14 protein-coding genes, 1 tRNA gene and 1 pseudogene are annotated in these 14901 nt (G+C 41.6%); 3 read left to right on the top strand and 13 right to left on the bottom strand.

Translation table 11 applies throughout. The annotated features are described in order from the left end of the window. Positions 1 to 89: 89 nt before the first annotated feature. The 12 genes and pseudogenes from NPUN_RS28440 to NPUN_RS28490 form a co-directional block, all read right to left on the bottom strand. On the bottom strand, positions 90 to 1010 hold the full coding sequence (locus NPUN_RS28440; RefSeq protein WP_012411870.1) for an NAD(+) kinase: 921 nt from the start codon (positions 1008 to 1010) through the stop codon (positions 90 to 92). Positions 1011 to 1016: 6 nt separating this feature from the next. Beyond that, entirely contained in the window at positions 1017 to 1322 is a 306-nt protein-coding gene (gene nuoK / locus NPUN_RS28445; RefSeq protein WP_006199065.1) for an NADH-quinone oxidoreductase subunit NuoK, read from the bottom strand. A 59-nt stretch (positions 1323 to 1381) separates the two neighbouring features. Further along, positions 1382 to 1996 carry an NADH-quinone oxidoreductase subunit J gene (locus NPUN_RS28450; protein WP_012411871.1) on the bottom strand — a complete coding sequence of 205 codons (615 nt, stop codon included), beginning with the start codon at positions 1994 to 1996 and terminating at the stop codon, positions 1382 to 1384. A gap of 139 nt (positions 1997 to 2135) precedes the next feature. Continuing rightward, positions 2136 to 2720: pseudogene (gene ndhI, locus NPUN_RS28455) on the bottom strand (NAD(P)H-quinone oxidoreductase subunit I). A gap of 109 nt (positions 2721 to 2829) precedes the next feature. After that, positions 2830 to 3948: an NADH-quinone oxidoreductase subunit NuoH gene (gene nuoH, locus NPUN_RS28460; protein ID WP_012411872.1), complete on the bottom strand. Its 1119-nt coding sequence runs from the start codon at positions 3946 to 3948 to the stop codon at positions 2830 to 2832. A 334-nt stretch (positions 3949 to 4282) separates the two neighbouring features. Beyond that, positions 4283 to 5419 carry a citrate synthase gene (locus NPUN_RS28465; protein WP_012411873.1) on the bottom strand — a complete coding sequence of 379 codons (1137 nt, stop codon included), beginning with the start codon at positions 5417 to 5419 and terminating at the stop codon, positions 4283 to 4285. A 108-nt stretch (positions 5420 to 5527) separates the two neighbouring features. Then, positions 5528 to 6022, bottom strand: a complete 495-nt coding sequence (gene sixA, locus NPUN_RS28470) for a phosphohistidine phosphatase SixA (protein WP_012411874.1) — start codon at positions 6020 to 6022, stop codon at positions 5528 to 5530. A gap of 339 nt (positions 6023 to 6361) precedes the next feature. Beyond that, positions 6362 to 7633, bottom strand: a complete 1272-nt coding sequence (locus NPUN_RS28475; RefSeq protein WP_012411875.1) for a HEPN domain-containing protein — start codon at positions 7631 to 7633, stop codon at positions 6362 to 6364. Positions 7634 to 7787: 154 nt separating this feature from the next. Further along, a complete protein-coding gene (locus tag NPUN_RS28480; RefSeq protein ID WP_012411876.1) occupies positions 7788 to 8258 on the bottom strand; it encodes a DUF29 domain-containing protein in 471 nt (156 codons plus the stop codon). Between the two features lie 241 nt (positions 8259 to 8499). After that, positions 8500 to 9786, bottom strand: a complete 1287-nt coding sequence (locus NPUN_RS28485) for a DHH family phosphoesterase (RefSeq protein WP_012411877.1) — start codon at positions 9784 to 9786, stop codon at positions 8500 to 8502. Between the two features lie 469 nt (positions 9787 to 10255). Further along, complete coding sequence (locus NPUN_RS44275; RefSeq protein ID WP_272913938.1) at positions 10256 to 10384, bottom strand: hypothetical protein; 129 nt, start codon at positions 10382 to 10384, stop codon at positions 10256 to 10258. A 78-nt stretch (positions 10385 to 10462) separates the two neighbouring features. Continuing rightward, positions 10463 to 10960, bottom strand: a complete 498-nt coding sequence (locus NPUN_RS28490) for an HNH endonuclease (protein ID WP_012411878.1) — start codon at positions 10958 to 10960, stop codon at positions 10463 to 10465. A 393-nt stretch (positions 10961 to 11353) separates the two neighbouring features. Here NPUN_RS28490 and alr point away from each other — a divergent pair, with 393 nt between their 5' ends. The 3 genes from alr to NPUN_RS28505 all read left to right on the top strand — a co-directional run bounded on the left by alr (position 11354) and on the right by NPUN_RS28505 (position 13506). Continuing rightward, positions 11354 to 12541, top strand: coding sequence for an alanine racemase (gene alr, locus NPUN_RS28495; protein ID WP_012411879.1), 1188 nt, complete (start codon positions 11354 to 11356; stop codon positions 12539 to 12541). A 162-nt stretch (positions 12542 to 12703) separates the two neighbouring features. Then, positions 12704 to 12785 (top strand) — tRNA-Leu (locus tag NPUN_RS28500). A 313-nt stretch (positions 12786 to 13098) separates the two neighbouring features. Then, positions 13099 to 13506, top strand: a complete 408-nt coding sequence (locus tag NPUN_RS28505) for a hypothetical protein (RefSeq protein WP_167315670.1) — start codon at positions 13099 to 13101, stop codon at positions 13504 to 13506. Positions 13507 to 13583: 77 nt separating this feature from the next. Here NPUN_RS28505 and NPUN_RS28510 read toward each other — a convergent pair whose 3' ends face one another. Further along, the gene (locus NPUN_RS28510) at positions 13584 to 14267 is read right to left on the bottom strand and encodes an HAD family hydrolase (protein WP_012411881.1); all 684 of its coding nucleotides are present in this window, start codon (positions 14265 to 14267) and stop codon (positions 13584 to 13586) included. Positions 14268 to 14901 lie beyond the last annotated feature (634 nt).

The following is a 14901-nucleotide window of genomic DNA, read 5'->3' on the forward strand; positions in this document are numbered from 1 at the left end:
AATCTAGGGGCTTGGATGGTTTTAGTTGCGATCGCCATAGGCGGGCAGCGCGATCGCAATCTGCGATAGATGCACTCTAAAATACTTAATTAATTACGGTGATTATTGTTGTAGTGAACCCTTGTACCAGCCCAAAGCAACTTCTCCCGTAGCGTCTGATAGTAGGAATTGTTCTCGCGCAAAATAATAAATTTAGCCCGACACTCTGCCATCCGCACATCAACGCGGTGTCCAGGCCAAATAGAAGTCCCTAACACCCCATCTGTCCACAGTTTGGTACTCAAATCGTAATCCCCCAAAGGCCAAATACTCACCACAGAACCAGGGGGTAAAACGAGGGGGCGACTAGAAAGGCTCATTGCACAAATGGGAGTGATGGTAAGCGCCTCCATACCATCGTGCATAATCGGCCCATTAGCAGAAACGGTGTAACCAGTAGAACCTGTGGGAGTCGAAATAATCAACCCATCCCCAACGTACTGATCGACTACCTCACCATCGATTTCCATTTCTAGAATTGAGGTTATCATTCGGTCAGCAGAGGCGGGTTTGACACAAAATTCATTCAAAGCTAGGTAACGCTCACTCACTGGTTCTAAATTAGACCCGTGGCCCTCATACACCGCAGCTTGTAGCATCATCCGTCGTTGGATAGCATAGCGATCCTCAAACAGCCGATCCCAAACTTTCTCTGTATCCTGAAACTCTTCCACCGACTCAGTTAAAAACCCCAGATGACCTCCCACATTCACTCCCAGAATAGGGATGCCCGCTGGGGCTAAATGTCTGGCACCAGTTAAAACAGTACCATCGCCACCGAGTACCAAAGCGAGATCGATTGGTTGAGCCGCCGAAGCCAAAAAGACTGGATAAGGGTTGTCTTTTGGCCCACTCGGCCCCATCAACACCTGGCACTCGCGGCTTTCTAGTTGTTTAGCACAGATTTCTGCCCATTGTTTACTCCGGGCATCCCGCGCTTTATAAGCAATGATTACCTGCTTGAGTTGCACGCACAATTACCACTTCAGGAGATTAAACTGCTCCATATCGACGGTATCGCGGTTGCGATAAATGGCAAGCACGATCGCTAAACCCACCGCCGCCTCGGCCGCGGCCACGGTAATCACAAATACTGTGAAAACCTGACCCTTAATTAATGTTGAGTCGAGGAAGTTGGAAAATGCCATTAAATTCAGATTAACAGCATTGAGCAGTAATTCAATTGACATCAGCACCCGCACAGCGTTGCGGCTGGTAATTAAACCGTAGATGCCGATGCAGAATAAAGCTGCTGCTAGTAATAAAAAGTACTGGAGTTGCATGAATTTGGGTATCCCTCCTGAAAAAGCTGGCTGTTTATCTGCGATTCAGGTCGCAAATATTACTCTTTTGTTTCGCTGGTTGTTGATACTAGTTCTCTGGGGCGTTCTTGTAAAGTCAAAACAGTTTGCCCCACATTGGATCGTGTCAGTTGATCTGGCAAATACTCACGACGTGCCAAAATAATTGCTCCTACCATTGCTATCAACAGCAAAATGGAAGCCAGTTCAAAAGGTAGTAAAAAGTCAGTGAAAAAATGCTCTCCAATCACAACTATTGAGCTTTCACCACCCACTACAGGAGTAGTTGAGTAAGCCCAAGGAGTAGCCAGCACCATTGTACTTAAAAGACCAAACAATCCTACGCTGACTAGACCAGTAAGTAATTTACGCACCCAAGAGTTGGGAAATGCAACAAAATCCTGACGCTTGTTCACCAACATAATGGCAAACAAAATCAGCACGTTAACCGCCCCAACATAAATTAGTATTTGTGCAGCGGCAACAAAATCACCATTTAGCAAGAGGTAGATTCCCGCCATACTGATGAACACACCCCCCAGCATAAAGGCAGAATAGACAATGCTAGAGAACAGCACCACACCAATGGCTGCCCCAATCATCATCACGCCCAGTATGCCAAGTGATATTAACTGTACTCCTTCTGCTAGATTCACTGTTTTTTGTCCTTAGTCATTGGTCATTGGTCATTGGTCATTGGTCATTAGTCATTGGTCATTGGTCATTAGTCATTGGTTAAAGAACAAAGGACAAAGGACAAAGGACAAATGACAATGGACAAATGACAAATTACATTTATTTTTCTGTTTGTTCTACTAGGTCTTCTGGACGCGCACCTGCACGTGGTGCATCTGCGGGCAGTCCGTGGGGTTCGAGGACACCCTTGGGTAGATAAACTAGTTCGCGCAGTGGTGTAACCATTGGGTCATCTGTTACTTTATAGGGCAGACGACCTAGGGCTACGTTGTCATAATTCAATTCATGGCGATCGTAAGTGGCAAGCTCATACTCTTCTGTCATGGATAGACAGTTAGTGGGGCAAAATTCCACACAGTTACCGCAAAAGATACAAACTCCAAAGTCGATGCTGTAGTGGTTGAGTTTTTTCTTTTTGCTGGCTTTGTCGTATTCCCAATCGACTACAGGTAGGTTAATTGGACAAACGCGAACGCAAACTTCGCAGGCGATGCACTTATCAAATTCAAAGTGAATCCTACCGCGAAACCGTTCGCCAGGAATCAGTTTCTCTTAAGGGTACTGTACGGTAATCGGTCGCCGCCGCATGTGGTCGAATGTGACAGAAAGCCCCTGACCAATGTAACGTGCAGCTTGTACCGTTTCTTTGGCGTAATCACCAACTTGTTTCAGGAACTTGAGCATTTTTGGTTCACTCTCTCTTTTTAAGCTATCAGCGTTATTTATCCCTTGTCCTTTGTCCTTAGTCATTAGTCATTTGTACAAATGACTAACAACAACTAATGACTAATGACTAACCACCAAAAGCAAAGGGAAAGGCTAGTTTCAGAGCGGCGGTTAATAGAAGATTAACCAAACCAACTGGCAACAAAAACTTCCATCCTAAATCTAACAGTTGGTCAATCCGTACCCGTGGCACTGTCCAGCGCAACAGGATGGCGACAAACACTAGTAAATAGGCTTTGAAGACGGTCATCGTGATTCCCAAAGAAGCAGTTATTATCTGGAACACGGGATTTAATTCACTGACTCCCAGCCAACCAGCGATGAGGTTGAGGGGAATAGGAAAGTCCCAACCGCCCAGGTAGAGAATTGCTACTAGTAAGGACGAAAGGATCAAGTTAACGTAGGAACCCAGGTAGAACAGACCGAATTTCATACCTGAGTATTCAGTCTGATAACCTGCGACGATTTCTTCTTCCGCTTCAGGTAAGTCAAAGGGTAATCGTTCGCATTCAGCTAGAGCGGCTATCCAAAAGATCAGAAAACCGATTGGTTGTCGCCAAATGTTCCAGCCCAGAATGCCGTAGCCAGATTGTTGATTGACAATATCAACGGTGCTGAGGCTGTTAGACATCATAGCGATCGCTAACACCGCCAGCGCCAAAGGAATTTCATAGCTAATAGATTGCGCTGCTGCCCGCAAGCCCCCTAAGAGGGAGTATTTGTTATTAGATGCGTAGCCAGCCATCAGCAAGCCAATGGGTTGAATGCTTGACAAGGCAATCCACAAGAATACGCCCATGCCCACATTGCTAATAACGATATTCTGCCCAAAGGGAACGATCAGGAACGACAGAAACACCGGAATTACAACAATAATTGGGCCGAGGGTAAACAGCCAGGGGTCAGACTTGGCTGGTACTATATCTTCTTTAAATACCAGCTTCAAACCATCAGCTACAGGTACCAGCAACCCAAAAGGCCCCTGGTATTCTGGCCCAATTCGCTGCTGTGCGGAGGCGGAAATTTTCCGTTCTAGCCAAGTAGCAACTAATACCCCCACTGTTGCCCCAATCAGCATCAGTATCATTGGCAGGGGCATCCAAATTGCTTTGGCTGTTCCTGCTGGTATACCTAAATCCCGGAGGGATTCAATAAAAGTTCCTTGGAGGTCAATTCCTGAGTTCATGTTTCCGCTCTTTAAGACATCGAGTCATGGTGAATTACAACTATTAGTTAAATTAATACCTGTAAATTCACCCATTTATAATTTTTGCCCAGATGATGCTTGATTGAAGATTTGTCGCTAATTCCCATGCCTAGTATATCCTTGGATGGTTTTAGCCCTCTGAAGCGATATGAGAACTTCTACTTATGGTTGGCATTGGGATTGGCTATTCAAGGGACAAGAGGGTTAGAGGGAAGGGGAGCAGGGAGCAGGGGGCAGAGGAGCAGGGGACAGAGGGGAAAAAGGTAATTTTTAATCCATGCCCAATGCCCAATGCCCAATGCCCCATGCCCAATTACCGTTGGTCAATGGGAGTATAAGTAACTTCGTGCAAACCGTTGTAAACCTGGGTAGGACGGAAAATCCGGTTTTCTGCCAGTTGTTCTTTCCAGTGAGCTAGCCAACCAGCAACGCGAGCGATCGCAAATATTGGTGTAAACAAGTCTGTAGGAATTCCCATCTTCCTATACACCAAACCTGAGTAAAAGTCAATATTAGGATAAATCCCTTTGCTGCCGAGTTTTTCTCCTACCACTCGTTCCATCTCTTGAGCAATGTCATAGAATTTGTCATAGCCAAACTTCTCAAACAGTTTCTCTGCTAGACCTTGTAAAATTATGGCTCGTGGGTCTTTTACTTTATACACACGATGTCCAAAGCCCATAATCTTAGATTTAGTTTCTAGACAATGCTCTATGTAAGGACGGACATTTTCTACAGAGCCAATTTTTTCCAACATCTGAATTACTTCTTCATTGGCTCCACCATGCAGGGGTCCACCCAAAGTTCCCACAGCACTAGCAACCACAGCGTAAGGATCAGTTAAGGTAGAAGCTGTAACCCTGGCACTGAAGGTAGAAGCATTCATTGTATGCTCGACTTGAAGTATCAAGCAGATATCAAAAATCCGCGCCATTAAAGGATCGGGTTCTTTCTCATCGAGCATGTATAGAAAGTTGGACGAATAGTCTAAGTCATCACGGGGACGTACCGGGTCATTGCCTTTTCGCATCAGTTGGAACGCCGCCACCATCGTCGGAATGGTTGCTATCAGGCGCACTACGGAATCTCGAATGTAGGCAGGATTATGTAAATCCCGGAGTGAATAAAACAAACCTAAAGCAGCAGCAGAGGCTTGTAGGGCATCCATTGGGTGGCCGCTTTCTGGAAAGCATTTCATCATGTCCCGAATGCGGTATTTTATCCGCCGGTGGTAACGAACTTCATGCTCAAATCCTTCCAGTTCTTCCTTGCTTGGCAGTTCACCCCAGATTAAGAGATAAGCAGTTTCTAGGAATGTACTTTTTTCTGCTAATTCTTCAATCCGGATGCCACGATATTCTAGTATTCCTTTTTGCCCATCAACATAGCTGATACTTGATTGAGCGGCGGGAATGCCTTCTAAACCAGGCTTGTATTCGCACACCATCATGGCACCACCATTTGCTTTTTGAAATATCTGATCAAGCTAACTTACCAGAAATTTATTGTCGCCATAACAGTAGCCGTTCTAACAACAATCAAAAATGTTGAAAAACTGTTACAGCAGGTACTTGGGTTGTGTCAACCAAAACATCTGACTCCGACCCAGAGGAGAACCTGTTTCTGGTAGTTTTATCCCAATCATACCTGCTTTTTTCAAGACTAAGTTTTCTTTGACTTCTCCCCACAGGAAAATTTCTGCCCAATTAGTCAAATCAGGTTCGTGTCCAACCAGCGCCAGTTGGGTATTTTGGGAATAATTTCTCGGTTCTAACCAGTCTTTGAGCCAATTAGAAATTTGACCATCGTGGGCGAGGTGGCTAGATTCCTCTAATTGAGAGCTTAGTTTTTCTGCTATAAGAATATCAGCCGTTTGGCGGGCGCGCACTAAGGGGCTGGTAAGAATCAAGTCAAAGCTTAAACCCAATTTAACAAGTTTCTGGGCAACTTTCTCAGTTTTTTGCCTTCCTTCTTTGGTAAGGCTGCGTTCTTCATCCTTGATGCCTAATCCCTTGTCTTCGGCGATGCCATGACGAATTAAGTATAGTTCCATACTTTGAATTTTGTTAGCGTAACGGGTCGTAACCCGTACTTAGTTAGGAGTTACGTTTGATGTTAATGAATCCATCCTAACTTTAATCATGATTACGTATTCGTTGATCTGCCATTTGTCCGGTGTAATGAGGGGTTAGGTCGCTTTCAGATTTTGCAAACACTTTACTGCTTCGAGAACACCGCGACCTGTATCAATTAAAATATCAGTATCAACGATGGTTAAGTTAGTCATGTGACTTTAAAATAGTGGTTTAGCGGTCTAACGCTACAATTCAGCAGAGGTAGCTTCGCTAACTCCACTAAAGCTTTCCTCCGTCTATATGTATCGAAAATAAATTTATTCTATTAATTTAATTGCAGTTGTGTTAAATGCTCCATAAGGATTTGGTACTTCATAAATTTCGATTTTACCTTTATCTTCCAAAAGGTTAATTAGGGCATAAGATGAATTAAAGGAATATCCTTTACGCCCCAAATAATCTCTAACAAAAGACTTCAAACCTACAAAATTGGGAAAATCTGGTGATTTTGAACATTCTCCAAGTTGAAAAATTAAATCTTCTTCGCTCAGAATTAAGTATGGTTGAACACTACCTTCAGTATTTGTTACTTGTAGACAGCTATCTTCTATTTCTTCATTAATTCTTCCTTCCTGCTGTTCTAGTTGCTTCTGTTCTTTCTCGATTTCAAATAAATCATCAATTGCTTTTATCACAGCTTCTTTATCTGCAATACTCAAAGTTAATGCATCAATACTACTATCTGCATTATTAATTATTTGCTTTAGTTTGTCATATAGCTCATTTGCTAAATTTAAATCTTTCTGAATAAAATAATTATTATGAGCAACTTTATTTCTAATAAAAGTCAATTGTTCCCATTTTTTTTGAAAATCATTTTGTTCAAATGTATCTTTGAAATATTTGGCGTAGTTACCTTCTAAAAGTTCTTGTTTTAAACTTTCTAAGTCTGTTGCTGCTTTAACTTTACTGAGTACATCTTCTATTTTTGTAAAGATTGAAGATTGACTGTAAATAATTTTTCCTAACTGGTCAAAGTTCAATAATGCAACATTTGCAACTACCACTTTTGTAAAAACTACTTCATTCTTCTTTTTACTATCTGCCTTATCTCTATTTTCTTTAGAAACTGCAACTGACCACCAGTCAGTCCCAATCTTTGTGATAAAAAACTTTACAATATATTTTCTTAATAAGCTTTCAATACTATTTATTAAAGGATATATACGAAGTGCAATATCATTAGAAACATGATCTATTAATATTTGTCTGTGGTCAAATCCCAAATCTCTTAGCTGATCAATAAGTTTTATTCTGAAAGGCTCAATATCGTCAAATTCGCCTTCAGCAATAATGTAGTAAGCAGAGGAAAACCGACCTCCAGTAACCATTTTACTCGTATCAAAAGGCTGAACAGATACTTTTATTTTTTGACTATTATCATTAATTTCAAGATAATTATCTGAAATCAATGGTTCACTATGCCATAAGCTTTCAATAGTCGATAAATTTATAATAAAATTTTTAGGTTTTTTAAACTTGACCTTTTCTTGTTGGTCAATACAGAGTAATTCAAATTTGAGTGGCATATTTATACCTATTTTAGGAAGGCTACTTCTACACAAATTAGATTACCCACTTATTGAACCTAGTTTCAAGGTATATTTACTTAATTTATGACATACTTAAAGTTTTTCATTTTGTATAAGATACAAAAGTTCCTGTATATTTATCCCATTACGGTTATTTCTCAGCGTTAGGATAAAAGTCTAAGTCTAAAATCTCATCAATAGAAAATGGACAGACGATCGCAAAGTTCTCCTCTGATAAACCAGTTTCCACCATTGCCTCTCGCCGCGCTCTTTGATAAGTAGTATTAATCCACTCGGCATCATTTAAAAAACGTCGCAAGCTAGGACTTTCTTGCAGCAATTCATCCAAATTCAGTCGCTCACGGGTAATGGTGACTTGCCAACTGTGGCTACGACGTTCTGGTTGATACTTCCACTTCAACAAATGCGATAAGACTAACCGTAATGCACTTTGCAACGCTCGCTGTTGGCTCTTACCCAAGTCCACCACTTCCTCAATTAAGTGTTCTAAATCCAGTGTGTCCCACTGATGCGATCGCAAAAGCTGTGCTGTCTGCTCTACCCACGCACAAAAATCTTGCTCATATAGAGTTTGTAACATTTTCAATTCTATAGAGTTCATGGCGCTCCTTCTTCACAAATAAAATAGCTAGGTGCGATTTAATTTTATTTCTGCCTACCTACTTAACATTAGTCACAAACTACATCCTCAATCAGTTCAGCCTTTGTAAAAAGACCAAAATTCCCAACTTTTGAGAAAAGTCGGGAATTTTGTTTATGAGGAATGACTTAGGGATGTTATATGACCAAACACTTTGACTGCTGCACGAGTTAGGAGTTCGCCCCATCTCCTTTATCTCCCTCTATTCTGATTGAATCGGATTATCTCTGGGATTAACTAACCTCAGCAGTTTTTGCTTAATTTGAGCGTCAAATACTTCCCACTTCATTTTCGCATAAGCGGAATTTTCGTTGCTGCCAGATAAGAAGCCCATCGGAATTTCAAAGCCGCCTGCGCTTGTCCTTCCACCGCCGAAAAACCGCCCGGCGCTATCTTGCCCAAAGGCTTCTTTGATGAATTCATCGGGGTCAAGGGTAAGTTTGGTGGTTCTCAGGGAACCAATGACTATTTCCAGTTCATCGTCTTCATCGTGAACAATGCCGTAAACTACGGCGGTGTGAACGTTTTCTTCGGTGACGAGAAAATCAGCCGCTTGGGGGATGGCATCACGGTCGTCGTAGCGTAAATAACCAACACCAGCAATGGAAAAGTTATTTTGGACGATGCGATTTTTTAGCGATCGCTCGATCACATCCATTACCCGCTTGGAACGGTTCGCCTGTAAAATGGCGTTTAGCAATTGGGCATCATAAAATCGGCTTAAATACGCAGCTGCCATAAAGTCTTCTTCTTGCGCTTGCATTAACCGATTTGTATCCGATCGCAAGCCGTGCATCAAGGCAGTGGCACATTTAACGTGTTGATTTATGCTGCTATCTAATGCTAGTAATCCCGTTTGGAGATATTGAGTAAAAATTGTTGCCGTCGCTCTTACATAAGGGCGGATATCCTCAAACTCTGATTGCAGATCGCCTTGGATACTATGATGGTCAACGAGTACCACTAGGGGAATTCCAGCTTGCTGCACTGCTGACAGTAGCTGTGAAGTAGTTCCCTGGTTATCAATTAATACAAAACCTTGATAAGATGACAAATCTTTAGTTTTCAAGGTTTGTGTTGTCCAGCGTTGGATAGGTAAGTTAGTCAGCCTTACCAAAGCTATATTTTCTTGATGGCTCAATGCGCCAGCATAAATGATTTCGCATTTGATATCATATTGCTGGGCAATTAACTGATAAGCCCATGCACAAGAAAGGGCATCAGGGTCAGGAAAATCTTGTAAAATTACCAGTTGGCGATCGTGTCGATGTGCCAAAAGGGTTTTTTGCAGTTCTTCGGACTTTTGTTGTGCCAGAGAATTACCACGGTGACTAAGAAATATAGCTCCGTCACCTACCGATGGCGGTAATGATGGACTTTTAAATGCAACTTCCACTGGCGCTTTCTCGATTTCAGGTTCCTCTGGGTTTGGCTCTGCTGTGGTCAATGACAAACTCTCAAACTGAGTAACGGGAGAATTCAAGTACATAGGGAACTTTTTTAAAGTGTGAGGCTCCTTTAATTCAGAAATACTAAGATCAGCAATTTACTGAATTTAGCCACATTATTTTGATCTTCGCAAAAATATCAAGACATTGCACTATACATCTAAGTATATTTTTTGTCAGTAACAGCGCTTGACATCAATTAAATTCCACTAAAGGGTATATGAGTGCTGAAAACAAGCAAGTTTTCTATATCGGGCTGTATCTGGCAGCATAAAGCAGCATAAACCTGTTTGAGGAGCTTTTTTCTCTTCCTTAAATTGAATTATCAGGATTTTTATCTGAATTTTTTATCTGACTTAGGGTATACTTTCTATCTTATACTTTAGGGTTAGTCCTTGCTCTTTCAAATATTCTTATGCTCAATAATCTCATTATTATGACTATTGAGCAATTAACAATTACTTTTAATTAACAACGCCTGTTTGTATCCCCTTTGAAAAGTCTCAGAATTCAGAGAGGATGGCTAGCAAAAGAGAAACCACATACACAAGTGTAGAGGCTTAAGCGTTGACCATTGCGCCGATCTACGAGACGCGATCGCCTTTGTTGCCAGCCATATAGCCGCCAATTTTTCAACACTCCATTACTAAAGCTGTTCGATTGAACCTAAAGCAATAAGGTATTTCTTTTTTATCCTCTGCTCCTCTGCGTTTTTGCTCAAAGACCTATAACATACTTTTGCCACTCTGTATGCAGTCCACTCTTAAGATGTTTGCTGACCTCGAAATAGAGACTGCTATAAGGTTGGCGGGGAGGATGGCGTAAAGGCATGTGAGCTTCATGGGGAGTCCGACTGCCTTTTTTCACATTGCACCGGACACAAGCTGTCACAATGTTCTCCCAGGTATCGCCCCCGCCGCGCGATCGCGGTATTACATGGTCTAGAGTCAACTCATCTCCTGTGTAACCACAGTATTGACAGGCATGACTATCACGGTGCAATATATTTCGGCGAGTTAGAGGAATTTCTTTATAAGGAACACGCACGTAATGACGTAACCGGATTACGGTCGGCAACGGAAAATCCGAGTACAAAAATTTACCGTTGTGTTCTACGCGTTCTGCTTTGCCCTTGATTAACAGAACCACAGCACGCCGCCAACTCGTTATATTGAGAGGTTCGTAAGATGCGTTTAAGACTAAAACCTTCCCCATTTATCTGCGCTCAGGGTATTAGCTTTACATAAATGTTAACACAAATACACCCTGCTAGGAGATGAGAATAAATTATACTTTCGGCAGAATTCGGCAATTAATATATAACTTAAGAGTTATCAGTGAAGAGTTAGCAGTTTTTAAGTAAAACTTCTTACTTTAAAATAATAATTTTACGTAGATTAATGTAAATAACACAGCAAAAAGCCGAGCCATAAGATTTACCTCTAACTCCTTACTCATAAATCTTAACTTTTAGTTTATTACTGCAACATCTTGTATCACTTCCAATATGAAGGTTAAACTTCCTAGTTAATCTGATCTCGCTTTTAGGAGCGTGTATAGATAGATAACTTGAAAGTTTAGCCGTGGTGGGATAGGAGTCAGTACATAATGTTAAGTCGCAAAGAAATCCCTGGTGTAGTTCCTAATCAGCAGTGCGACACCTACGCGTGGTTTTCGCAACGAGCTTGGGTAGAAATTGATTTGGGGGCGTTGTCGTACAATGTACAGCAATTGGTGCAGTTTTTATCGCCGCGTACCCAGTTGATGGCAGTAGTAAAAGCTGATGCTTATGGACATGGAGCGCTAACAGTCGCCCAAACTGTAATTCAATCAGGAGCTAGTTGGCTGGGAGTCGCTACAGTTCCAGAAGCTATTCAATTGCGAGAAGGCGGGATTGAAGCGCCCATTTTGATTTTAGGAGCAACTCATACACCAGAACAGATTCATGCGATCGCACAATGGAATCTTCAGCCCACACTCTGTAGCCCTAAACAAGCTTTGGTATTTTCTAATATCCTGGAATCCATGAATCATGGTTCGCCAGTGCCCGTACACATCAAATTAGACACGGGTATGTCTAGGTTAGGAACTAATTGGCAGCAAGCTGGTGAATTTGTGCAATTAGTGCAGCGCTTACCACATCTATCCATTGCCAGTATTTATTCTCATTTGGCAACAGCAGACGATCCTGATACAACGGCAATGGAAGAACAGCATAGACGATTTGAGGAAGCGATCGCTCAAATCAAAGCAATGGAAATTGAAGCGCCTTGCTTGCACTTGGCAAACTCAGCAGCTGCACTCACAGATCCGGCATTGCATTACGATATTGTACGTGTAGGTTTAGCCGTTTACGGACTTTACCCAGCACCGCATTTACAAAATGCGATCGATCTCAAGCCCGTTTTGCAACTTAAAGCACGAGTCACCCAAGTTAAAACAATTGCGGCAGGAACTGCTGTTAGCTACGGGCATAAATTTATTGCCCCGCGTGAACTTCGCCTCGCTGTTGTCGGAATTGGTTATGCTGATGGCGTTCCTCGTAGTCTTTCTAACAAAATGCAGGCGTTAATTCACGGTCAGAGAGTGTCGCAAATCGGCACAATTACAATGGATCAGTTGATGCTGGATGTAAGTGCCATACCCAATATCCAAGAAGGAGAAGTAGTCACCTTACTAGGAAAGCAGGGAAAAGAACAAATTTCCGCAGACGATTGGGCAGAACAACTAAACACTATTTCTTGGGAAATTCTCTGCGGGTTCAAGCATCGTCTGCCTCGTGTTGCAGTCATGTAATTGGGTATGGAGAAGAGACAAGGGAGACAAGAAAGAGAGGGGAGACAATGGAGAGAGAGCTTGTTCAATAATTCCCCCTTGTCCCCCTGCTCCCCTGCCCCCTGCTTCTTCCTCATTCCCTATTCCCAAAAATAATTTCTTATGGTATGATAGTAAACTGATGCGGATATGGCGGAATTGGCAGACGCGCTAGATTTAGGTTCTAGTTCCGAAAGGAGTGAAGGTTCAAGTCCTTTTATCCGCATTTTTAATTTCCAAAAACTGCATAAGCTAATAGGCTAGGCAGCAAATGAATTAATTAATCGTCAACTGCAAGCATGAGAATCAGTAGAGCTGAACTTTGCTGTTGTAAAGAAATTATTGTCTGCATTTTTTAACTTTGCGATCGCACCTTCTTCCTTCTCTGCGCGAACGCGGTTCGTTCTCTTATCTCTCAAATTTATTTAATGGGACAGACCACTAGGGTATAACCCATTTCAGGTTAGGTTTTGAACGTTATAAATTTTCAAAAATCAAATATGCATCCTAATATTAGTTACTTTTGTAACTATTTCAACATGACTTTGTATACAGGCGTATACCTGATTATTCCGATTACATTGAGGATGTACAAATCAAGTAACGCAAGGCAGATTAAAGGATATATGAACCGCTTTAAATCTATTCTTCTTGGAGGCTTATTAGCAGCGGCTTCAATTGCTGCTATTTCTCAAAATGCTAATGCTGCTGAATTTAAATCCGATCGCGATCGTTTTAATGGTAATACTGTAGCTTTTAATAACAGTAAAGTCCAACACGAACGTCAAATTCGTGAACAACGCGCTCGTGAATTACGTGAGCGCCAAGCTCGTGAATTGCGTGAACGTCAAGCTCGTGAACAACGCGCTCGTGAATTGCGTGAGCGCCAAGCTCGTGAACAACACGCTCGCGAACTGCGTGAACGTCAAGCGAGACTTCATCACTAAGAAAATAAATTTTAACTCACTCATATTATGTTGGGAGAGTATTGCTACTCTCCTTTTTTTGCATAAATATACTCAAATTAATGGCCGAATTCAGCTAAATCTGAGGTGATGAGTTTTTCAATTAGTTCTATAACACCATCTCCCCGGCTACCATTAGTCACAAAATCCACATGCTCTTTGAGCGCTGGCACAGCATTAGTAACTGCTACTGAACAACCACAAAAATTGAGGAAATCATGGTCATTTTCTGCATCACCAATACCGATTACATTTTCAGGTGATAACTGCATCTCAGCCAAAGCTGCAGCTAAACCTGTGGCTTTGTTAATTCCTGAGGGTAGCACCATCACCGCACCTTTATTCAATATGACTTGTAATTCTAATCCCATATCGCGAATAGTTTCTAAAACTATGCTTTCTTGGGGATGCCAAGTGGCAACAATTACACGACCAACTGACAGAGACTTAACTTGGCGATGGCGCAATGCGTTAATAAATTCTGCTGATGGTTGCGAACCTAATAATTTCTCCTGACGGGTAGCTGGTGAGTACAGCAAAGCGCCGTTTTCTGCCACTACATAATCAAATAAATCTACTTGTACAAAAACTTGCAGCAATTCATCTAGCTGTCTGCCTGTCACCAAGATAAGTTTGTAACCAGAACTTCGCAGACGTGAAAGTGCTGCCAAAGTCTTTTCATTTACATGATTATCAGTTGCTAGTGTACCGTCGTAATCAGTGGCTAATACAGAATAACGCATAATGTTACTCAATTTCTTTGGCTGTTAAACGAAACTTTTCTCATTGTGAGGAATGCCTGCACTAGCTGCCAATGGTTCTACCATTGGAGCAATTAATCAATTTCCTTTAGTGTAAAGATAAGCATTTAATAGTTTTTTACCAGTAAATAAATACACAAATCATTCAGCAATTATACATCTAATGCCTAATGTAGAGATGTGGCGATGTCTACGATGGTCACTGAGCTTGTCGTACCACTTCGTGGAAGCAAGCTACGCGCAGCGTCTCGTAGAGAAGTGCGGGCTACGCCTACGCGCTTAACATCCACAGTACGAATAAACTAGCGATCGCGCAAATTTTTTGAACAAACAGAAAAACTCATCTGGAGACTTGATTAATTTCATATCTTTTTCTGGTCTAGTCATTAAATGTTGTGAATTATGTTTTATTTTTGTCAAATAAAACCAGTATTATCCCTGTAGGCATAACAGAGCTATTTAATTAAAAGTGACTTTATTTAGTACTTGTATGCTTATAAACTCGATTTTGCTTAAGTGTAAATACAGAAGTTCAAATATATTATTTTAATAAAATCAGTATTATTCCTGTGGTCAGATTGGGGTTACTCAATGGAAAGTGGCTTCATCTAGTCTT

Source organism: Nostoc punctiforme PCC 73102 (genome assembly GCF_000020025.1).
Taxonomy (GTDB): Bacteria; Cyanobacteriota; Cyanobacteriia; order Cyanobacteriales; family Nostocaceae; genus Nostoc; species Nostoc punctiforme.

What these genes read in the sequence shown, in the direction of transcription:
- NPUN_RS28480 (WP_012411876.1), bottom strand. Translation starts at nt 8,258, where the DNA reads ATGAACTCTATAGAATTGAAAATGTTACAAACTCTATATGAGCAAGAT.
- alr (WP_012411879.1), top strand. Translation starts at nt 11,354, where the DNA reads ATGTTAAGTCGCAAAGAAATCCCTGGTGTAGTTCCTAATCAGCAGTGC.
- nuoH (WP_012411872.1), bottom strand. Translation starts at nt 3,948, where the DNA reads ATGAACTCAGGAATTGACCTCCAAGGAACTTTTATTGAATCCCTCCGG.
- NPUN_RS28490 (WP_012411878.1), bottom strand. Translation starts at nt 10,960, where the DNA reads ATGGGGAAGGTTTTAGTCTTAAACGCATCTTACGAACCTCTCAATATA.
- NPUN_RS28505 (WP_167315670.1), top strand. Translation starts at nt 13,099, where the DNA reads ATGACTTTGTATACAGGCGTATACCTGATTATTCCGATTACATTGAGG.
- nuoK (WP_006199065.1), bottom strand. Translation starts at nt 1,322, where the DNA reads ATGCAACTCCAGTACTTTTTATTACTAGCAGCAGCTTTATTCTGCATC.
- NPUN_RS28485 (WP_012411877.1), bottom strand. Translation starts at nt 9,786, where the DNA reads ATGTACTTGAATTCTCCCGTTACTCAGTTTGAGAGTTTGTCATTGACC.
- NPUN_RS28465 (WP_012411873.1), bottom strand. Translation starts at nt 5,419, where the DNA reads ATGATGGTGTGCGAATACAAGCCTGGTTTAGAAGGCATTCCCGCCGCT.
- sixA (WP_012411874.1), bottom strand. Translation starts at nt 6,022, where the DNA reads ATGGAACTATACTTAATTCGTCATGGCATCGCCGAAGACAAGGGATTA.
- NPUN_RS28475 (WP_012411875.1), bottom strand. Translation starts at nt 7,633, where the DNA reads ATGCCACTCAAATTTGAATTACTCTGTATTGACCAACAAGAAAAGGTC.
- NPUN_RS28510 (WP_012411881.1), bottom strand. Translation starts at nt 14,267, where the DNA reads ATGCGTTATTCTGTATTAGCCACTGATTACGACGGTACACTAGCAACT.